The 20812-nt window shown below is 60.6% G+C and carries 16 protein-coding genes; 8 read left to right on the forward strand and 8 right to left on the reverse strand.

All coding sequences use genetic code 11. The features are described from left to right. Nucleotides 1-85: 85 nt before the first annotated feature. Entirely contained in the window at nucleotides 86-448 is a 363-nt protein-coding gene (locus WAW39_RS13320; RefSeq protein ID WP_422319590.1) for a hypothetical protein, read from the reverse strand. A 245-nt stretch (nucleotides 449-693) separates the two neighbouring features. Between WAW39_RS13320 and WAW39_RS13325 the strand changes: the two genes are divergently transcribed. Further along, entirely contained in the window at nucleotides 694-1020 is a 327-nt protein-coding gene (locus WAW39_RS13325; protein ID WP_422319592.1) for an RNA recognition motif domain-containing protein, read from the forward strand. 37 nt (nucleotides 1021-1057) lie between these two features. Here WAW39_RS13325 and WAW39_RS13330 read toward each other — a convergent pair whose 3' ends face one another. The 4 genes from WAW39_RS13330 to WAW39_RS13345 form a co-directional block, all read right to left on the reverse strand. Continuing rightward, entirely contained in the window at nucleotides 1058-3592 is a 2535-nt protein-coding gene (locus WAW39_RS13330) for a tetratricopeptide repeat protein (protein ID WP_422319594.1), read from the reverse strand. Further along, the gene (locus WAW39_RS13335; RefSeq protein ID WP_422319596.1) at nucleotides 3543-3986 is read right to left on the reverse strand and encodes an ExbD/TolR family protein; all 444 of its coding nucleotides are present in this window, start codon (nucleotides 3984-3986) and stop codon (nucleotides 3543-3545) included. Before WAW39_RS13335 ends, WAW39_RS13330 begins: the two co-directional genes overlap by 50 nt. 21 nt (nucleotides 3987-4007) lie before the next feature. Then, on the reverse strand, nucleotides 4008-4823 hold the full coding sequence (locus WAW39_RS13340) for a MotA/TolQ/ExbB proton channel family protein (RefSeq protein ID WP_422319598.1): 816 nt from the start codon (nucleotides 4821-4823) through the stop codon (nucleotides 4008-4010). A 66-nt stretch (nucleotides 4824-4889) separates the two neighbouring features. Further along, nucleotides 4890-6332, reverse strand: a complete 1443-nt coding sequence (locus tag WAW39_RS13345) for a DUF1501 domain-containing protein (protein WP_422319600.1) — start codon at nucleotides 6330-6332, stop codon at nucleotides 4890-4892. Nucleotides 6333-6458: 126 nt separating this feature from the next. On the opposite strand from WAW39_RS13345, the gene WAW39_RS13350 reads away from it, so the two are divergent. From WAW39_RS13350 to WAW39_RS13375, 6 genes are read left to right on the forward strand one after another with little or no spacing between them, the layout of a single operon-like run. Then, nucleotides 6459-9503 carry a DUF1592 domain-containing protein gene (locus WAW39_RS13350; protein ID WP_422319602.1) on the forward strand — a complete coding sequence of 1015 codons (3045 nt, stop codon included), beginning with the start codon at nucleotides 6459-6461 and terminating at the stop codon, nucleotides 9501-9503. Between the two features lie 18 nt (nucleotides 9504-9521). After that, on the forward strand, nucleotides 9522-10841 hold the full coding sequence (locus tag WAW39_RS13355) for a DUF1552 domain-containing protein (protein WP_397381053.1): 1320 nt from the start codon (nucleotides 9522-9524) through the stop codon (nucleotides 10839-10841). Nucleotides 10842-10890: 49 nt separating this feature from the next. Next, nucleotides 10891-11394 carry an RNA polymerase sigma factor gene (locus WAW39_RS13360; RefSeq protein WP_422319605.1) on the forward strand — a complete coding sequence of 168 codons (504 nt, stop codon included), beginning with the start codon at nucleotides 10891-10893 and terminating at the stop codon, nucleotides 11392-11394. Further along, entirely contained in the window at nucleotides 11391-11837 is a 447-nt protein-coding gene (locus tag WAW39_RS13365; RefSeq protein ID WP_422319607.1) for a hypothetical protein, read from the forward strand. The genes WAW39_RS13360 and WAW39_RS13365 overlap by 4 nt, the downstream gene beginning before the upstream one ends. Continuing rightward, nucleotides 11791-13335 carry a hypothetical protein gene (locus WAW39_RS13370; RefSeq protein WP_422319609.1) on the forward strand — a complete coding sequence of 515 codons (1545 nt, stop codon included), beginning with the start codon at nucleotides 11791-11793 and terminating at the stop codon, nucleotides 13333-13335. The genes WAW39_RS13365 and WAW39_RS13370 overlap by 47 nt, the downstream gene beginning before the upstream one ends. Next, on the forward strand, nucleotides 13332-14837 hold the full coding sequence (locus WAW39_RS13375; protein WP_422319611.1) for a hypothetical protein: 1506 nt from the start codon (nucleotides 13332-13334) through the stop codon (nucleotides 14835-14837). Before WAW39_RS13370 ends, WAW39_RS13375 begins: the two co-directional genes overlap by 4 nt. A gap of 4 nt (nucleotides 14838-14841) precedes the next feature. On the opposite strand, the gene WAW39_RS13380 is transcribed toward WAW39_RS13375, so the two are convergent. Both WAW39_RS13380 and WAW39_RS13385 read right to left on the reverse strand, forming a co-directional pair. Then, nucleotides 14842-17829, reverse strand: coding sequence for a PSD1 and planctomycete cytochrome C domain-containing protein (locus WAW39_RS13380; RefSeq protein WP_422319613.1), 2988 nt, complete (start codon nucleotides 17827-17829; stop codon nucleotides 14842-14844). A gap of 75 nt (nucleotides 17830-17904) precedes the next feature. Further along, complete coding sequence (locus tag WAW39_RS13385; protein ID WP_422319615.1) at nucleotides 17905-19092, reverse strand: serine/threonine protein kinase; 1188 nt, start codon at nucleotides 19090-19092, stop codon at nucleotides 17905-17907. Between the two features lie 100 nt (nucleotides 19093-19192). Between WAW39_RS13385 and proC the strand changes: the two genes are divergently transcribed. Next, complete coding sequence (gene proC / locus WAW39_RS13390; protein ID WP_422319617.1) at nucleotides 19193-19996, forward strand: pyrroline-5-carboxylate reductase; 804 nt, start codon at nucleotides 19193-19195, stop codon at nucleotides 19994-19996. 254 nt (nucleotides 19997-20250) lie between these two features. Here proC and WAW39_RS13395 read toward each other — a convergent pair whose 3' ends face one another. Further along, a complete protein-coding gene (locus WAW39_RS13395) occupies nucleotides 20251-20607 on the reverse strand; it encodes a hypothetical protein (protein WP_422319619.1) in 357 nt (118 codons plus the stop codon). Nucleotides 20608-20812 lie beyond the last annotated feature (205 nt).

A 20812-nucleotide genomic window follows, 5' to 3' on the forward strand; every position in this document is an offset into this window, starting at 1 on the left:
CGAAGACACGCTGAATCATACAGGCATGAAAAAAGCGGAGCCGCATGCCGCAGCTCCGCTTGTGGGGTGAAATGAAAGCTCCCGGTTATTGGCGCACTTCCTTGATTTGCTTGTCAGGCGCTGCGTCGAAGGCGGTCTTGCTGGCGGCATCCGCAAAAGCGACCTGGCGTGTGTAGGTCACGGTGATGGAAGGATCGGATTTCTTTTTGCTCAGCGGGCACTGGCCGGCGGTGGCAGCGAGGATGTTGTTGAGGTAGCCCTTGGGAGCAGCGGTGAACTGGGCTTTGCAGCGGTTGCAGCAGACGGCCACGGTCTTCGTGTAGGTGCTGGTGATGGCCGGGCTGGCAGGCTTGCCGGAAATGGGGCAAACGGTGTTCAGCGGTTCGGCGGCAGAGGAAACGCCAGCCAGCAGGCTGAGAGAGGCGACGAGGGTGAGAATGTATTTCATGGTGCGCGTGTTGATATGGGACGTGGAACTCGGATACGAATTCATGGATTCTCCGCAACTGAAACTTTCCCCACCGGACCGTGGGGCGGTTTTGGCGGCGCAGGGACGGTTTGACACCCCTCCGCCCAGCGCGTACCTTCCCAATCGTGTGCGTCCCTCGATGGACGCAGACACGGAAAATCGGGTTCACGCCATGACCTGTTCTCTGACACGTGCTCCATGGCTCGCCTTCGATACCTGATGCGATGAACCTCTATGTGAGCAATCTTCCCTACACCCTGACGGATGAGGATCTGCAAAGCGAGTTTGCCCCCTTCGGCAATGTCTCCAGCGCCCGTCTCGTCAAAGATCGCGAGACCGGCCGCTCACGCGGTTTTGGATTCGTGGAGATGCCGGTGGAAACCGAAGCGCTCACGGCGATCAATGCGCTGAATGGCAAGGATGTCGGTGGACGCCCCCTGCGCGTGATCGAGGCGCGGCCGAAGGAGGAGCGCCCTCCGCGAAACTTTGGCGGTGGAGGCGGCGGCAAACGCGGTCAGGGTGAAAGCTGGGATCGCAACAAGCGGTCATGATCATCAAGACCGCTCGCGTCACAAGTTCCCCGGTTGCTTACTTCGGCTGATACTTCGGATAACGCTGCTGAAGCTGCTGCAGCATCTGCTTGGCTTTGGCCGAATCTCCGGCTTTCTCCAACACCTTGGCGGCTTTGTAGAGCGCGCTGGGAGTGACATCCGGATCGTCAAAAAACTGGCTGGGGACGGCATACTTGGCAGCACCGTCCTTCCATTTGCCCACAGCGGCATCCTTCTGGCCTTCCGCAGCGAGCTTGTCGCCCTGCGCCGCGTAGATGTCGCCTTCGAGGATGAGGAGTTCGGCCTGAAGCCTGCCATCTTTGACGACTTGAAGCGCTTCCTGGGCCACCTTGTCCGCTTCCTCAAAGAGGCCCTTGCCCAGTTGGGCGCGGCCCTTGGTCAGCAGCGCACGTGAGCGCGTCGCGCTGTCGGGTTCGGATTTGAGGAAGTTGTCCGTGGCTTGAATGCTGGCGTCGTACTTCTGGTTGTTCAGCTGCGCCATGCCAAGGTAGTTCCACACGACGGGTTCGGTGTTTTCCGGGTTCTGCGGCGTGACGGCAAGTTCGAGGAAGCGGGCGGCGCGGTTGAAATCGTCGCTGCTGTAGAGCTTGAGACCGAGCCATTTCAAAATGTTCGGGGGCACCTGTCCTTCGGGCTTGGACTGCAGGTAGCTGTCGATGGTCTTGGCCAGATTGTCGGCGTTCTGGCGTGCGTAGTCGCAGAGGATGATCAGCTGGCTGGACTTTTCGAGGTAGCCCTTGCTGTCGAGTTCAATGGAGCGGCGCAGGGCAGGGACGGCCTTGTCGTAGATCTTCTGGTCAAAGTTGCCCCGGCCGATGCCATAGTAGGCCTGTGCGGCGGCGGTGGTGGTGGGGAATTTTTTCAGCAATGTTTCAAAGGCGGTGATCATGGCCTTCGGATCCTTCTGCTCCATCGCGATGAAGCCGAGCTGCAGCCAGGAAAGTTCGCAGGCGTCGGATTTGGGAAATTCTTTGGTGACGAATTCAAAGTCAGCCTTGGCCTTCGGCAGATCGCGGGCATCACGGTTCGCGAGGCCACGGCGGGCGTAGGCTTTGGGGAGGAATTCGTGTCCGGGATTTTCGTTGATGAAACGGGTGAAGGTGCCGACGGCTTCCTGATGGCGTCCAGCCTCACCCTGAGCCCAGCCCATGTTGAAGAGCGTGCCCGGGCGCAGCTTTTCGGGCAGTTTGTCGATGCTGACATCATTGTAGCTCAGTGCCGCCTGCTGGTAGTCGCCTTTGTTGAAGTAAAAATCAGCGCGGATCAGGCGTGCCAGCGAAAGGTATTCATGATTCGGGTGCTTCGGTGCCTGACGTGTGATGAAGGCGGTGGCGAACTCGCCCAGGTCTTTGTCATTCAGCAGGTAGAAGCAGTACAGCTTCCAGTATCCCGCACTGAAGGCTTCCTCAGTGTCGGGATGGTACTGCTCGATGAGCAGGTAAACTTCGACGGCGCGGGCGTAGCTCTTCCGCATGCGGTAGGCGTGGCCGACGAGCAGCAGCATCTTCGCACGTGAGTCTCCCTGCGGCAGGATCTCGGAGTTCTTGTTGTAGTAGTCGATCACCCCGTCGTAATCGCCCTTGGCAAACAGCGCCTGAATGATGCCCACGAGGGAGATGGCCCGGTTTTGCTCGGTCGTCTCCGGCATGCGCAGCGCCTTTTCAAACATCGCGATGGACTCTTCCGGCTTCTGAAGCTCGGCATAGAGCACCGCCGCACGGATGCTGGCCTCGGCGATGATGGTACGGTCGGCGCTGGTCTTGACGAGTTCGTCAAAAATAGGCAGTGCCTCGGCCTTTTTGTCCTGACCGAGATAGATGCTGCCGAGCGTGAGCAGCGAAGTTTCGCGGTAAGGATTTTCCGTTGTCACCGCGATCACACTGCTCAAGGCGGCGGCCTGCTTGGCCTTGTCCCCGAGCATTTCATAGGCGCGGCTTTTGTTGTAGGCGGCGGCCAGCCGGACGGCGGCGCTCTTGGTTTTGGTTTCGGAAAAGCCGAAAAACTTGGCCGAGTCGGCAAACTTGGAATCGTTGAACATCATCGCGCCGAGGCGATAGGCGCAGGAGGGGGCTCCCTCGCTGTCCGGATAGCGGTTCACGACTTCCTCGTAATAGCCCGCGGCCTGCTTGAGCTGGTTCTGCTTCATGTAGCACTCACCAATGCGGTAGAGCGCGTCCGGCACCTGCCTGCCGCTGGGGTACTGCTGCAGGTACTTCGCATACGACTGCGCGGCCATGCCCCACTCCTGGCGGTCATAGGCCAGCGTGGCAAAGTCGAACATGTCATCATCAGGCCCCTTGGTCCTCGGCGGCGCATCCGGCACGGGCTGTGCCTTCGGCGGGCTCACAGGAATGGCCTTCGGCACATCATCTTCCACCGGCAGGGCACGCGGCGGGGCGGGCTGCTGGGCCATGGACGAAAACGCCACCAGGCAGAAAAGCGCTGGAATGAAACGGGGCGCATGACTGCGCGAGGCGGTTGGGAACTTCGCGGCGGTCATCTCACTTGGGCGTGGCAGCAGGTTGGTCGGCTTCAGGTTTGCGCGTGGCAAAGGCGATGTTCCAGATGCCAGCCTTCTGGCAGGTGTCCAGCACTCGGATCACGTTCTGGTAGGGGGTGCCTTCATCACCCCGCAGGATCACCGCCTGGTCTTTGTAGAGGGCGACGATGTTCTTCAGTTTCACCAGCAACTCGTCGGTGTTGAACTTCTGGCCGTTGACGAGGATCTCGCCGTCTTTTTTAATGTTGATGATGATCTCGCCCACATTGCGGGACTCCTTCTCCTTGCCTTCGTCGGCGGCAGGCACGCTGACGTCCATGACCTGCTCCTCCTTGGCATACTGGAAGGTCACGGCAAAGAAAATGACGAGCAGGAACAGCACGTCCACCAGCGGCGCGAGCTGCATGGGCGAGGGTTCGATGGAATGCTGTTTGCGGAAGTTCATCGCGGGTGGTGATCTGCCTGTTTACTGACCGGCCACGGCGCGTGCGGCACGCTTGTACTGCACCGCGAGCAGGGCCATCAGATGGGTCGTCGCAGCTTCCATTTCGGAGATCAGGCGGTTCACCTTGCCACGGAAGATGGCGTAGAACATCAGGGATGGAATGCCGATGACGAGGCCCGAGGCCGTGCAAAGCAGCGCTTCGGACACCCCCTGGGCGAGTCCCAGCTGGTTCGAGCCGCCGACACCCTTGCCGGAGATTTCATGGAAGGTGGTGATCATCCCCAGCGTCGTGCCGAGCAGGCCAAGCATGGGAGCGATGGCTCCGACGTCACCCAGATAAGCGATGCGGGCCAGCAGCAGGCTGGACTGGCGGTTGCCCTCGGCTTCGGTGACTTCCTTGACCTCTTCAAAACTCGCGGTCGGGTTGCGTGTGGCGAAGTCCAGGGTCTTGGAGGTGATGCGGGCGATGCACTCGTTGCGGCGGTTGCACACCGCCAGCAGCCCCAGGTAGTCCTGCTTGCGGATCAGGGCGTCCGCTGAATTCATAAACGCATCGCTGACCACGGTGCCTTGACGCACGGTGAAGGCGAACAGCACGATCATGAAAAACGCGATCATGGAGAGAATGATCAGCGGGTAGGCCATGACGCCGGTGCGCTTGACGAATCCCTGAAAGGTCAGCACGTCCCCATAGGGATTGTCTTCGGCGGGAGCATGCGTGACCACGGCGGCTCCTGAAACAGCGGCGGGCGCAGGCTGCTGGGCCTGGGCTTTGAGGGTCATCGTGAAGACGAGTGCCACCAGCACAGCCAGGGCGAAGAAGATTTTTCGATGCATGAGGCGGCGACTGTAAACGTGTGCGCCAGCCTTGCAAGGGGCCGGTGGCTGGCTTTCCCGGTCCCGTCAGGCCAGCAGTTCCCGCACCACCTTACACTCGTTCACACCCGTGAGGCGGAAATCGAGCCCGGCATACTTGTACGTGAATTTTTCGTGATCGAAGCCCAGGATGTTCAAAATCGTGGCGTGCAGGTCATGCACATGCACCGGATTTTCGGTCGCTTGGAAGCCAAATTCATCGGTGGAGCCATGCGTGTAGCCGCCGCGCACCCCGCCGCCCGCCAGCCACATGGTGAATCCGTAGTGGTTGTGGTCACGGCCGTGCTGCTTGCCAGCATTGGCGCCGGGCGTCGGCAGTTCCACCGCCGGCGTGCGGCCAAATTCGCCGCCCCACATCATCAGGGTGTCATCCCAGAGTCCGCGCTGCTTCAGATCGCTCATGAACGCGGCAATCGCCCCGTCTGTCTGCTGACCGAGCTTCCGGTGCTCAAGGATTTCGTCGTGATTGTCCCACGGCTGGCCCGCGCCGGTCCAGAGCTGGATGAAACGCACCCCGCGCTCCAGCAAACGCCGGGCGATCAGGCACTGGCGGCCGAAAGCGTGGTCGCCGTACATCTTCCGCATCGATTCCGGCTCCTTCATGATGTCGAAGGCGTCCGTGGCCTCCATCTGCATGCGGTAGGCCAGTTCATAGCTCTGCACCCGGGCTTCCAGCTGCTGGTCGCGGTCCTGCTGCACCAGATTGCGCTGGTTCAGCTCCTGCAGCAGGTCCAGCTGGCGGCGCTGCTGCTTCAAGTCGAGCGAGCCGTTCTTGATGAATTCCACGAGTTTTTCCACCCGGGTGTCCTCCGTATTAATGTAGGCCCCCTGATAGGCGCTGGGCAGGAAGGCCGACTGCCAGTTCTTCGTGCGCCGCGTTGGCATGCCACCGGGGCACATGGCGATGTAGCCGGGCAGGTTGTGATTTTCACTGCCCAGACCGTAGGTCACCCAGGAGCCCATCGTCGGGCGGTTCAGCCGGCCTTCGCCGCTGTTCATCAGGCCAAGCGAGGGCTCATGGTTCGGCACGTCGGCGTGCATCGAGCGGATCACGCACATGTCATCCGCAAAGGCACCGGTCTTTTCAAAGACTTCGCTCACTTCGAGCCCGCATTCGCCACGTTTGGTGAATTTGAAGGGGGATTTGAAACCCGCCCCGGTCGGGCGCTCGGTTTTGAGCACGTTCGGCAGCGGTTTGCCATCGTACTTGTCCAGCATCGGCTTGGGGTCGAAGGTGTCCACGTGGGACGGCCCGCCGTTCATGAAGAAATGCACCACCCGCTTGGCCTTCGGCTCAAAGTGCGGCCGTTTCACCGCCATCGGGTCCATCGTGGCTGCGGAAGCCTGCGAAGTGAACAAGGATCCGGCCGCCATCGTGCCAAAGCCCATGCCCACGCGTTGCAGCAGTTCGCGGCGCGTCAAAAACGCATGCTCCAGATTCGGGGCATGATGTGAAAAGGAGGAACTCATGGGGGTATGAATGATACGTCTCAGCCAGCAGATGCTTTCGCATGATTCCTAGCACAAGAAAGCGCAAAAAAGGAGCGGAAGCTGCTGATTAAATGCCGTCTTTTGTTCGTATCTTTTGTACCCCCAATGTCTCTGAATACACGCCATCTTTCTTTGGCCGCCTTTGTCGTCGGCTCGTTCTCACTTTCCGCTGCTCCCGCTTGGAAGGACGCGGAGGTCGTTTTGAAGGCCAAATGCTACGAGTGCCACAACCCCAAAAAGACCAAAGGCGACGTCGATTTGCAGCAGTTTGCGGCGGATCCACAGCTCACCAAGCATTTTGAAGTGTGGCTGAAGGTCAAGGACACCATCGAAAACGGCGACATGCCGCCGCCCAAGGCGCACCAGATGAGCGATCAGGAGCACACCGCGCTCCTCGGCTGGGTGAATGGCGAACTCGACGCCCTCGCCGCCGCGCAGTCCGGCGATCCCGGTCCTGTGACCATGCGCCGGCTTACCAACGCCGAATATGATTACACCATTCGTGATCTCACCCGTCACGACTACGGCTTCGCCAAGGAATTCCAGACTGACGGTGGCGGCGGTGAAGGTTTCAGCAATACGGGCGATGTGCTCTTTATGAGCCCGGCGGCGCTGGACAAATACTTCGGGGCCGCACGCAAGGTGGCTGATCACGCCACGATCATGCCGGGCACAGGCATCGTTTTCAATCCGCAGCGCATCGGCCTGCGCGGGCCTGAGCAGGTCAAAGCCCAGGCGCAGCAGGCTCTATACGTCTGGTACCAGCAGAAGTCGGCGCCTCATCTGCCCCAGGACGGCGAGGACATGCGTGAGGCGGACTACATGGTCGCCTGCTGGAAGCACAAGCATTTCCAGACACCTCTCGAACAGCTCGCCAAAGAGACCGGCTTGAAGCTGCCCTTCCTGCAGAACTGGAACAATCTCGTGAACGCCACCGAGCCGAAGTCGCGCTTCCTTGATCTCACCCGCGTTGCCTGGCGTGAATTGCCCGGCCCGGATGCCACGAAGCCCGGCCAGGTGCCGCAGGCGGTGACAGACGGTGCCAAGGCCATCCAGGCGCAGCTGCTCTCCTGGAACAATCCGAAGAAGGCTGGCAGCGGCGTGCAGCGCCAGCAGCAGGACGCCGATGGCATCCGTCCCTACCAGATGAACATTGAGGTGAAAGGCAAAAAGCAGGCCTTCCTCTGCATTGGCGATGACGGCGACGGCAACAAAGGTGACATCGCGCTCATCACCAAGCTCGATGTGAAAACCACCAAGGGCCCCCTGATCTACATGGACTGGCTCAACAAGCAGCTGGCCGAAGACAACAAAGCCCTCGGCGCGACTCCCCCTCCTGCCAATGCAGAGGCTCTGAAGCAGCGCATCGCCGAACTCGAACGCGTGAAGAGCGCCTTCGGCAAACATCCGCAGGGCCGCAAGATCGAGCCTGGGGTTCTCGCCATCGCCGCACCGCTTGTGGTCAATCTGCCGCTGCCGGAAAACGTCACTTGGATCCACGCCGAGGCCCGGCTGGATCTGGAAAATCCCGACATTAATGACGGCACCATCCAGTGGGCACTCACAGCGGACAAGCCGCGGGATGTCACCAAGATCATGCCGGGCATTCTCACCGTCTGGAAAACGCAGACCGATGCGGCTCGCAACACCATGAGGGATTTTGGTGTCATGAAGCAGGCCTTCCCGGACATGTTTGAGCGCCGTCTTGAAGAAGTCGCCAGCAATCTCTACCGCCGCAAGCCCGGCATCACCGTCTATTACTTCAGCGACGATCAGCTCGGGCAGCTTCTCGGCCCCAAAGACCGCGACTATCTCGCGGCAATGAAGAAGGACTTTGGCTACACTGCCCAGCCAAATCTCAATCCGCAGCAGCAGAAAGAGTATGATGGAGCCATGCTCGGACATCTGCATCAATTTGCCGGCCGCGCCTGGCGTCGGCCGCTTGCCAGCGAAGAAATCCAGAAGCTGGATGCGCTCTACTTTGAAGGCCGCAAGAAGGAGCTCGACCGTGAATCGGCAGCCCGTGAGGTCGTCGTGCGCGTGCTGGTCTCCCCCTATTTCCTCTTCAAAGCCGAGACGCTGCCCATGGCCAACGCCGCTCCCGGTGACGTGAAGCTGAACGCCCATGAGCTCGCCTCCCGCCTCAGCTATTTCCTCTGGGCCTCACAGCCCGACTGGGAACTGCGCAAGACCGCAGACGATGGCAGCCTCTTGAAGCCTGAAGTCCTCGCCGCACAGACGAAGCGCATGCTGCGTGATCCGAAAGCGACCGCCCTCGCCAAGGAGTTCGCCGGCCAGTGGCTGAAGTTCAACGGCTTCGATGAGAAGAGCACCGTCGATGAGAAAAAGTATCCCGAGTTCACCACCGAACTCCGCAACGACATGCAGCGCGAGACCATCGAGTTCTTCGCTCACTTGGTGCGTGATGACCGCAGCGTCGGAGACATCATCGGTGGCGACTACTCTTTCCTCAACGAGCGCCTCGCCAAATTCTACGGCGTTCCCGGCGTCACCGGCGGCGAGTTCCGCGAAGTCAAAGTCGGGCAGCAGCATCGCGGCGGCCTGCTTGGCATGGGCGCCATTTTGACCAAGACCTCGCGCCCAAATCGCACCAGCCCCGTCGTCCGCGGCGACTACCTCTATCAGGTCGTGCTCGGCTTCAGTTCACCACCGCCACCACCGAACGTGCCGAAGCTTCCGGACAGCGCCGTGAAGCCCGCCTCATTGCGTGAAGCCCTCATGATCCATCGCACCGATGCCGCCTGCGCCGTCTGCCATGAGCGCATCGATCCCCTCGGCTTCGCCCTCGAAAGCTTCGACCCCATCGGCCGCTTCCGCGTCGCTGATGAAACCGGTGGCAAGATCGACGACACCGGCGAGCTCAAAGACGGCACCAAATTCCAGGGCCTCGCCGGACTGCGCGACTACCTCAAAAAGAACGAAACCAATTTCAACGCGCAGTTCTGCCGCAAGCTCCTCGGCTACGCTCTGGGCCGTCAGACGATGCCCAGCGACAAAGCGCTGCTCCGTCAGATGCAGGCCGCGCTCAAGCAGAACAACGGCAAGTTCTCCGCCGCCGTGCTCGACGTCGTCAACAGCCGCCAGTTCCTCAACCGCCGCAGCGAACCCGCCGTGGCCGCCAATCAATAAACAAACCGCCTTACCCCTATGAACCTTTCCCGTCGCAAATTTCTCCGTGGCACCGGTGTCGCCCTTGGGCTGCCGTGGTTTGAATCGATCAGCTCCTTCGGAGCCGAAGCGGTCAAAAACAACACCGCACCACGCCGTCTCGCCGTGTGCTTCACCGGCAACGGCGTCAATCCTCATCACTGGGGCGCCACGCAGGGCCCTGCTGGCATGGAGTTCATGAAGTCGCTCTCGCCGTTGGAGCCGCTCAAGAAACACATCAGCGTCTTCAAGGGCCTGTGGAATCCGACCACCGTGGAAGGTGAAGGCGGTCATTATCCGAAGATGAACGTGCTCTGCGGCCTCAAGGTGAAGAAGACCACCACCGATGTGGAAGTAGGCACCACGATGGATCAGCTCGTCGCGGCACAAACGGGCAAGTTCACGCCCATGCCGAGCGTCGTGCTCGGCACCGAGCGCCCCAGCTACAGCACGGATTCCGGCTTCACCTCCATCTACTCCGCCTACATTTCCTGGAGCACACCCACGACACCCGCGCCGAAGGAAATCTTCCCGCAGCAGGCCTTTGATCAGCTCTTTGACGACGGCAGCAAGCGCAAGCGTGACAAGAGCATCCTCGACCTCGTGCTCGAAGACGCCGGTGCGCTGAAGCCCAAGCTCAGCCAGCGCGACAAGCAGAAGCTCGACGAATACCTCACCTCCGTGCGCGAGATCGAGCAGCGCGTGGCGTTGGCCGAAAAAATCAGCCAGGCCGAAACCAAAGGCACTGGCTGGCAGCCCACTGTGAAGGTGCCCACCATGCAGCGCCCCGGCGCCGGCATCCCCACCAGCGCGGAAGATCATCTGCGCCTCATGTTCGACATCATGCTCCTCGCCTTTCAGATGGATCGCACCCGCGTGGCCACGTTCATGATGAACAACGACCTCTCCAACATGCGCTTCCCCAGCCTGGAAGGCATCAGCGGCGGCATTCACGAGCTCTCACATCACGCCAATGACGAGCACCGCCTGGACATGTATCAGCGCGTGAACCAGCACCAGGTGAAGCTCTGGGGCGAGTTCCTCGGCAAAATGCAGGCCACCAATGAAGGCGAGCGCACCCTCCTCGAAAACAGCATGATCATGCTCACCAGCAGCCTCTTTGATGGCAACGCCCACGATTCCCGCCAGCTCCCAGTCGTCCTCGCCGGCGGCGGTGGCGGCACCATCCAGGGCGGTCGCTTCCACGATCACAGCGCCGATCCGAACCGCAAACTCTGCCGCCTCCACATTGCCCTCATGGACCGCATGGGCCTCCATGTCGGCCATTTCGGTGACGCTGAGAACGCGTTGGCGATTTGAATTAAATAAAATCTCCCAACCCGTGCGTCGTTTGTCAAACTGACCACGGATGCCGCCCACTGAAGCCACCCTCGCCCGACTCCATGCCGACTACGCCAGCAGTGCGTATCGGTTTGCGTGGTCGGTGACGAAGGATGAGTCGCTGGCGCAGGAGGTGGTGCAGGAATTGTTTCTCAAGCTCGCCCGGGATGTTGCGGTGATCACCACTGCGCAGTCCGAGCGCGCCGTCATCTTCACGCTCACGCGCAATCTCGCTCTCGATGCCCTGCGTCGTCGTTCCACTCGTGAAGATGCGATGGAAAGATTCGCAGACGAATCTCCCGGCTGGTTTCTGCCCGCCGCTGATGCCGAGGCCGAGGAAACACGCGCTCAAATCACCGCTGCACTCGCCGCTCTTCCCGAAGAACAGCGCAGCGTCATCCACCTGCATGTGTGGGAGGACCTGGGGTTTCGCGAAATCGGCGAACTCCTCGGCCTTCCCACCCAAACCGTCGCCAGCCGGTACCGCTACGGCCTCGAAAAACTGCGCGCCCAAAAACACACCCTGGTATGAACCAAGACATCGAATCCACCCTCCGCGCCCAGCGCTGGCGCGATCCTCCGCCCGCCTTCCTTGAGCGTGTTTTGGAAGAAGCCCTCCAAGCCTCGCGACAGCGTCCTGGAGTGCTCCAGCCCTCTGGAGCTTTTCGCGAACCAGAGAATGCTCAAAAACGCTTAAGGCCCGGCACACTCCAAAACACTGCCACGCCGAAGTTCTTCCTCCGCCTGCTCTCCTCCATCCCTCGCCCCCTCCGCCTGCCACTCGTCGCGTGTTGGCTGCTGGCCTTCTTCTTCCGCATCACCACGCCCGAGGCCATTCCGCAATCCACCCTCAGCAGCTACGCCAAGCTGCCCCCGATAACACCCGCGCAACTCCTCGCCAACCGCCAGCAAATCGAACAGCTCGCCCATGAACTCCTCCACCCCCGGCACCAAGGCCCCATTCCGCCTTTATAGTGTGCGCGTCGTCCGGCGGCTGGCCCGCCTCGTGTGGAATCGCAGCACGGGCTGGACACTCGTATGCCTCATCTCGTTACTCACACTCTACTACCAGTGGGAGAACAGGCGCAGCGCACTTGAGTTGAAGGCCGCCCATCAACGAATGGTTGAGCGCATCGGCACCGATGAGTGGATCGCATTCGCGGCACCGGGCGTGCCAGATGAGCAAAATCTCTTCGCGCTGCTCGTCGTCGAACAGTGGCTGCATCGGGATGGGAAGCAGCTTCGCTACATCATTCCGAAAAACGTGTTTTTGCCTCCTGGCTTTGTGAAGCCGCAAATCATCGAAAACGACGCGGACAAAACTTCCCGCATCGACTTCAGCGCTTGGGCCGCTGCCCAAGATTTGAAAGGAGAAAAGCCCGCCATCGTCATGAACCGCGAACTCGGTGACGGCAATGGTCTGCTGCCCCAGCTCGCTGCGGGCCTCTCAAGGCCGTTCTCTGCGTTGAAACCAGCTCAACGCGAAGAATACGCCACAGCCGGGGCCAATCCTTATGCAGCGATCCAGCCAAATATGGGCAATGTGAATGACACGATGCGTGATCTCGGGCTTCACCTGCGTGTGGCAGCGGCAGCGGGCGATGTGGAGAAGACACGCAGCACCGCGCTCATCCTGCTGCGGTTGATTCCAGAGGCCGCCACTTCGCATCACTGGCTTATCGGTTCGCTGGTCAGCGTTGCCACACACGGACTCGCCTTCGAGGCGGTTCAGGATGCGCTCAGCCAGCCGGCGTGGAACGAGGAAGGCTTGCGAATGCTGCAGTTGCAGCTCGGCAAGATCAACGACCTTGACGTCATGGAGCGCGGCATGAGCATGGAAATCCTCACTGGCTTTGGCGCGGGCATTCACATCCGCGAAAGCTGCCGCAAAGGTGGCTCTGCCAGCAAAGAGCTCCTTCTTGTAAACGAAGATGACTCATGGGCTACTCGTGCAACTCGACTGGCGTACCGTTACGGACCCAGCGGCTGGCATGACGCAAACATCGCCTTCTTTGCGGAGACCTATCTCGACATGCTCGGGCCGAAGGGTGAGAACGCATGGATGGACGGCACAGCGCGTGGCGAGGTTCTCAAAAAACGGCGCGATGATGAATATCGCCACCTCGGCTGGAACATGCGTCGAAAGATCGGTGCGCTTACGCTGCCGAACATAGGCAATCTTTTTGATGCCGCTGCACGTGTGCTCTTCCACCGCCGTTGCCTCATCATCGCCTGCGCCTTGGAAAAGCATCGCATGAAGCATGGCTCGTTCCCTCTGTCGCTTGATGCAGTGTTGGATGACCTGAAGCCCTTCCCCATCAACGATCCAGCAAGACCCAAACAGATGCCCGGCTATCGTCTTGAATCTGGTGGCTACCTGCTCTGGTCCGCCGGACCGGATGCAAACGATGATGGCGGTGCAAAAGACAAGGACATGCTGTGGCGGATGAAACTCAATACGGAACTGCAATGAACTCCTGGTATACTGTTCGTTTCGCCCGCTGGCTGGCCCGCCTCGTGTGGAATCGCCGCATGGGCTGGACGCTCGTTTGCCTCATCTCTCTCATCACCGTTCTCTGGCAGTGGGAAAACTGGCGCAGTGCCCGTGAACTGGCGGCAGTCCATCGCCGTATGGTGGAGCGGCTGGGCACGGGCGATCCGACAGCCCTCATGCCGCCGAAGGTGACCGACGAGGAGAACTACTTCGCCAATCCAATGCTCGAAAGCTGGCTGCGTGTGAAGAAGCCAGGCACGCTGAACCTGCGATACGTTCCTCCCCAAAACGCACTGCTGCCGAAGGACTTCATCCGCCCGGAGATCGCCAAATCCAAGGATGGCGAAGGCGATAGGCTCGATCTGGTCACCTGGATCAAGAACCGGGGTATCAATGTTCCTGAGTCACCCGCCACGGTCCTTGCCCGCGAACTGGGAGATGGCAATGGCCTGCTGCCCAAGCTTGCTGTGGGCCTGAACAAACCTTTCTCAGTCATCAAACCGGGCCAGAGGGAAGCCTTGGAGGCCGTCGGAGATAATCCCTGGCAGGCATCCTTTCCCGACTTCCTCGGACTGAACGATTTCCAGCTTCAGCTCGGCCTCCATCTGCGCAGCGCGGCGTTGGTCGGGGATGCGGCAAAGACCGTGAGCACGGCCTTGATCATGCTTCGCATCAGCGAGGGAATGGCACGTGGTGGTATCATCGGCTGCCTGGTTCCGTCAGCCTTGCATGAGGTCACGTTTGACGCTTTGCACGAGGCCCTCGGCCATCCCGCCTGGACGGAAGAGTCACTGAGCCGTCTGCAGGTGCGGTTGGGTCAGTTTGATGATTTGCAGCAGTATCAATCCGCTCATGGCCAGGAGATCCTCGGCATGTTTTTCCAGCTCGAGTATTTGAGAAAGCACCGCCACTTGCTGCATGACATAACCAACCGATCCTTAAAAGCGCCGTTCTTGGAGCGAGTGGCGGAGGATGCCTTTTATTTTGCCATGATGAACGGCCCCATCGGCTGGCACGAAGCGAACATCGCCTTTTATGCTGAGTGCATGCTTGATCAGCTTGGACCACCCGGTCCCGAAGCCTGGCTCACGTCAGGTTCCAGAGCGGAAATCGTGCACCGCCGAAGCAAAATGGAAAACTCCTGGCCCAATCCTCGTCGCATTCTCGGAGCCATTGCCATTCCGCAAATCGGCGATATCACGCGAGCCGCCGCCGAGAGGCTCTTCCACCGCCGCTGCCTCATCATGGCCTGTGCCTTGGAGAAGCATCGCATGAAAAACGGCAGCTTTCCTGCATCGCTCGATCTGGTGAAGACCGACCTGAAGCTCTTCGATGTCACGGATCCATCACGGCCCACACAGCCGCTGGGCTATCGCTTCGAAAAAGGCGGCTACTTGCTCTGGTCCGCCGGACCCGATGCGAAGGACGACGGTGGAACCAAAGACAAAGACTGGCTATGGCGCATGAAGCGCGAGCCGTGAACCGTCACTCCTTCGTGATCGTCTCGTCGAGATTGAGCAGCACGCGCGCGATCAAAGTATGCGAGTCGATCTCACCAGGCTTGGGCTGGTGGCGCTTGAGCATGTCCACTAGCAAAGCCGTTTCTTTGGCGCTCGGCTGGCGACCGGTGCAAAGCTGGAAGCCGTAGGCGATGTGCGCGGCATCATCGCTGCCGCCTTCCTTCCACATGCGTTCGCCCAAAGCTTTGGCGGCGGCCATGCTCATGGTTTCATTCAGCGTCATCAGGGCCTGCAGTGGCGTGTTGCTTTTCGAGCGGCGGATGCACGCGCTCTCGCCATTGGGCACGTCAAAGGTGCTTAAAAACGGATACGGCGTGCTGCGGCGGCGGAAGACATAGACGCTGCGGCGGAACTGGTTCTCATCCTCATCCACCTTCCACGGGAAGGGCGCGTAGCTGGCAGGCTTCTCAAACAGATACGCCGGTGCAGGCGGCATCACGGGCCGCCCACCGATGGCTGGATTGAGCAAACCGCTCGCCGCGAGCTGGATGTCGCGCACGACTTCGCCCTCCACACGGAAGCGCGGACCACGCGCGAGCAGGCGATTGTAGGGGTCACGCTCTAAAAGCTGGGGCGTCACCTTGCTGGACTGCTGGTAAGTCTCGCTGCTGGTGATGAGGCGCAGCAGATGCTTCGTGCTCCAGCCATGCTCCATGAAATCAACCGCAAGCCAGTCGAGCAGCGCTGGGTGGCTCGGCGGCGAGCCCTGCGTGCCGAAGTCCTCCGCAGTCTCCACCAGTCCGGTGCCAAAGCAGGCCTGCCACACGCGGTTCACATAAGCCCTGGCGGCAGTGGGCGATTTTTTGTCCACCAGCCATTTGGCAAAGGTCAGGCGCGAGCCATCCGCATTCTTCGGCAGCGGATTCAGCACCGCAGGCACACCGGCGGTCACGCGGTTGTCGGGCTTGAGGAAATCACCGCGCTTGAGCACCGAGGTCATGCGCGGTTCCGCGCGCGGGTCCAGCGTCAGGGTGGTGGTGCCTTCAGGATGCTGCTTCCACAGCGATTCAATTTCGTCATTCACCGGCTGCCATTCCGCCACGGTGGTGCGGAAGGCGCTGAACTCAGATTTCTTGCCATAGAGAGGATCAGCCTCGGCATTCGGCGCATCAGTCACACTGATGCGATACCTCCCGAGGTTCATCGTTTGCAGGTCGTCGCTGTTCCAGCCGCCATGCTTCATGCTCAGCGTCACGCTCAGTTCGCTGTCAGGTTTGAGTTCGACGGGCTTCTCCAAAACGAAGACCGCATTGCGCGGTACATTGCGCCGACCAGGACCAGCGTTGATACCCCAGGCGGTCTCCGCTTTGCCATCAATCGCATACGCGATGGGGCCCGTGACACGCTTGTCCTTCTTCACATCCTGATCACGGGCAAAGGGGGCCAACGGCGTGTTTTCCGGTTCGCCATAGTCCGCAGTGGCCTTCACAAACTTTAGCTTCGTCATCTTGCCGTCGATCTTCATCTCGGCCTGGAATTCCGTGAGCGCCGCCGTGCCCTTTTGCGATCGCCCCGGTCCATACGCAGGCAGATTGGGGTCATTCATCAACTCCAGTCGAAAGGCGCTGATGGTGCGTGATGCAGCGGGAACGCTCGCCTCATGGAATCCCTTCACCGCAAACTTCACATCACTCTTCGTCGGAGCATACCCTTGCGCGAGGATGCTCCCATCCGGCTGACGCAGTGCCTTCTCTCCCCCTGAAGGATCGTCCTCAAAGGCCAGCGTGTGCCACTGCGGCTGCGCGGCTTTCACAGCAGCCACCCATTCTTTCATCCGCTGCTGCCAGTCAGCGTGGTCATGCTTCAGCTTGGCTTCCAGCTCAGCCGTGCGCGTGAGAATCTGCGCGCGCTGCATCTGTTCGCTGGCGGTATACACCACGCGCCAGGGCTCGTTGTCGTTGTTCAGGTAGGCAAACATGCGGTAGTACTCCTCCTGCGAGATGGGGTCGTACTTGTGGTTGTGGCACTGCGTGCAGCCGATGGTGAGCCCGAGGACGCTTTTGCCGATGGTGTCCATGCGGTCAAACATCGACTCCATGCGGAACTGCTCAGGGTCCACGCCACCCTCCTCATTCACCATCGTGTTGCGCAGAAATCCGGTGGCCACGATCTGATCCTGCGTGGCCTGGGGCAGCTCATCACCAGCAAGCTGCTGAATGATGAACTGATCATACGGCAGGTCGCGATTGTAGGCGCTGATCACCCAGTCACGGTAAAACCAGATGAAGCGCATCGGGTCCTTTTCGTAGCCGTTGCTGTCTGCGTAATGCGCCGCATCCAGCCAGTGCCGCGCCCAGCGCTCGCCGAAGTGCTGGCTGGCGAGCAGGTTGGAGGTCAGCCGTTGAATGCTTCCTGCGGGATCCTTTTGGTAGGCGATGGCAAAGCCCGCAGTTTCCTGCGGCGTCGGCGGCAGGCCGGTGAGATCCAGGTGAATTCGGCGCAGCAGCGTTTCAGGAGCTGCGGCGGGCGAGGGCCGCAGCCCTTCCTTCGCCAGACGCTCACGGATGAAAGCATCGATGGGATGCTTCGCCGTCGCAGGCACGGGTGGCCGCACGGGCGGCTTGAAGGCCCAGTGGTCAGTTTTCCTCTCGATGCTCACGCTCGCGCTGTCAGGCCAGACGGCACCCGCATCGATCCACTCCTTGAGCTTGCCGATCTCCTCCGCGCTCAGCGGATCACCCTTGCGCGGCATGCGCATTTTGGGGTTCGTGCCCAGCACCGCATGCATCAGGCGGCTGTCATCCGCTTTGCCGGGGACAATGGCCACACCAAAGTCTCCGCCCTTCAGCGCGCTCGGTTTGTTGTCGAGCCGAAAGGCCGCCTCCTGCTTGTGCCCGCCATGGCATTGATAGCAGTGCTCGCTGAAGATCGGCTGGATGTCCCGAACGAAATCGACCGCCGCAGAGGCAGGTGCGGTGAGGAGCAGCAGGAGAAGGGCAGGGGAGCTTTTCACGAGAGGAGTACGCACATCCTGCATGCGAAATCAGCGCCTGCCGCATGGAGAATGCTGTCGGCGGAGCTTCGTCCCTCAGCGGACTTCGGCTCCGGTCTTCGGAAGTGCCAGAGTTGGGGAGCCCGCCTGGTGGCTGTTGATCCTGATCTGGGGAGCAGCGGCGACAGCGTGTGTTGTTTTGCTGTAGATGGCGGCGGGTGGGCACACTCCGGGGACGAATTTCTGAACCACGGACCAGACGAAAAATCCGATCACTGCGAGTGCTGCGATCTTTAACAGCACAGTGGCGAGGCCACGGCTGCGGGACGGTTTTTTTGGGGCAGCTGTCAGTGGCTGGGATGCGGCAGCAGGCCCTGACGCAGCTTTGGTCAGAACGGGCCGGGGCTTCAGCGTCTTGGATGTGAGCTGTGTGGTCTTGGCACCCGGTGCCATCACGGGCGGCTGCTTGGTCTGGTAAGTGCTGCCTGCAGGCATGCTCTGCATCAGTACTTTCAGCGCCTGCGACACCGACTTTGGGCGTTGCTGTGGCGCCAGGCTCAGCAGCCATGCCAGCCAGTCGCGCAGCGGCTCGTCCAAGTCCGGTCGCAAATGATCCAGCAGTTCGCAGGCGTCAAAGGCCAGCCAGTCCTGCATGATTTCCTCCACCGTCGTTCCCAGTGTCGGCGCGGTGTTTGTGGCGATGCAGAACAGGCTGCCTGCTGCCGTGAACAAATCGCTCTGCATCGTGGGAGCGCCGCCCGCATGCAGCTCGGGTGCACGAAACCACAGCGTTTCCGGCGGTTGTGTCTTCCGGGCCAGCGAGAGGCCCCAGTCCTGCACCTGGAGAAACAAACCGCCGCTCGGGTGGTCGGCGATGATGAGATTGCTCGGCTTTGGGTCGCCGTGCGGCTGGCGCAGCTCCTCACCCACCTGCAGCGCATGCATGAGCTGCACCGCCAGCATTCGCACATCGCTGGGCGAAAGCCTGTGCTCGGCGTCAAAGGACCGGCCGTTCGTTCCGGGCATGAATTCAGACACGAAGGCAAATTCATCCTCCGTGGGCAGCAGTGTGATGAGGCGCGCAATGTGCGGGTGCCGCATCTGCATGAGCGAGGGCGCTATCTGTTGGAATCGTTCACGGTCCAGCGGACACACGGTTTCGTGATTCTGCAGCAGGGCTTTGATCAGCACTTTTCGTCCCGTCGCTGTCTCCACTCCGCGATAGACTTTGGCGGAGGGCCCTGCGGCGAGGATCTTTTCCGGCTGAAACTGGTCAACGTGCATTTGTAGCGGTTATTTCTAGTATCATCGCAAAATTCAGGGGCCAAACGCAAGACAAGATTGGCGTACTTGCACGCCGCCACATCTGCCCCAAATTCGCCTCATGATGAAACTCGGACTCATTGGCTGTGGAAAAATGGGCGGCGCGCTCCTGCGCGGCGTGGAGCAGGCGCTTGGCAAAACCAGCCTGAATGTGGCGCTCAGCGATGTGATGCCCGAGGCCGTGAACTCCCTGCGCAAATGCCTCGCCTGCAAATCCATCACCGGCACGCCGGCGGAAGTCGCGGCAGCCTCAGACGTGATCATCCTCGCCGTGAAACCCGGAGACATGAAGTCCCTGTGCGAGGCCCTCTCCCAGGTCAAAGGCTCGCGGCTCTATCTCAGCATCGCCGCCGGCGTTTCGCTGGCCAATCTCGAAACCTGGCTCGGCGGCAAGCAGCGCGTCATTCGCAGCATGCCCAATACCCCCGCACTTGTCGGCAAAGGAGCCGCTGCCTTCGCACGCGGCAGCAAAGCCACCGCCAAAGACGCCGCCCTCGCGGAGAAGATTCTCGGAGCCGTCGGCACGGCCGATGAAGTCGCCGAAAAACTGCTCGATGCCGTCACCGGCCTCTCCGGCAGCGGTCCGGCCTATGTTTACACCGTCATCGAAGCCCTCGCCGATGGCGGCGTGCTCATGGGCCTGCCACGCGCCGCAGCCCTGCGCCTTGCGGCACAAACCGTCGCCGGTGCGGCAGAAATGGTCCTCACCAGCGGCAAACACCCCGCATCCCTGCGCGATGAAGTCACCAGCCCCGGCGGCACCACCATCGCCGGCCTCGAAAAACTCGAGCAGCACGGCCTCCGCAACGCCATGATTCAAGCCGTCCGCGCCGCCACCGAAAAAAGCAAAGCCCTCGGCTCTTAATCGGAGGATAGGCCTCCGGCCTGTCAACGGCTCGAGGCGTCTCGCCTTCGATCTGAAATCTGAAGACAGAACCCCTCAGCAGTACGATGGGTACTCCTGCCCGTCGACCAGCGCCCCCTCAATCTCCCTCGCCCACGCTCAGCCTCAAACCGACCAGCGATAGCGCCAGTCCGTTGAAGTGATATGGAAGGATGGCTGCGAACGGCTGGCCTTGGAGAAACCCGAGGACCGTGATCACTACGCCAACGCAGATTTTACGATCCTAGCGAAAACCCAGTTTTGTAGGTGTAACCAATGAATGCGAGTGTCGCACCTACGATTGCAGCGATCAGCACCACCAGCGGCGCGGCGATCACACGACGCTTCGCCAGCACCGGCAGGAAGCCCAGCACCAGCCACAGGCCGATCTTGATCCAGGCCCACACTGGCATCGTGCCCATGATGCCCAGCTTCGCCAGCATGCCGAATCCGGAGACAATGCTGATGACCAGACCGATGCCATGCCACATCATGGCCTTCTTGGCGCCTTCGCTGGAGAACAGACCGCCAAAGCCAATGAAAACAAGGATCAGGCCGATGAGATGCAGGTAATGATAGAACGGGAGAGACATGGTGGAGTCTGTGGCCCAAAGATACGCGACACACAAGTACCGTAATGTTCAGAAATTACCTGAGTTGAGCCACGGAATCCCCTGAATACACGGAAATCAGCACAGTGAGTTCTGGTTCCGTGCTTATTCTTCAGTTGGTGGGCTCCATCTGCACAAAAAAGGCGGCCCGCTAGGTGCGGGCCGCCTCGAATTCGATGCTTTTGGG

The organism is Prosthecobacter sp. (assembly GCF_049294395.1).
Classification (GTDB): Bacteria; Verrucomicrobiota; Verrucomicrobiia; order Verrucomicrobiales; family Verrucomicrobiaceae; genus Prosthecobacter.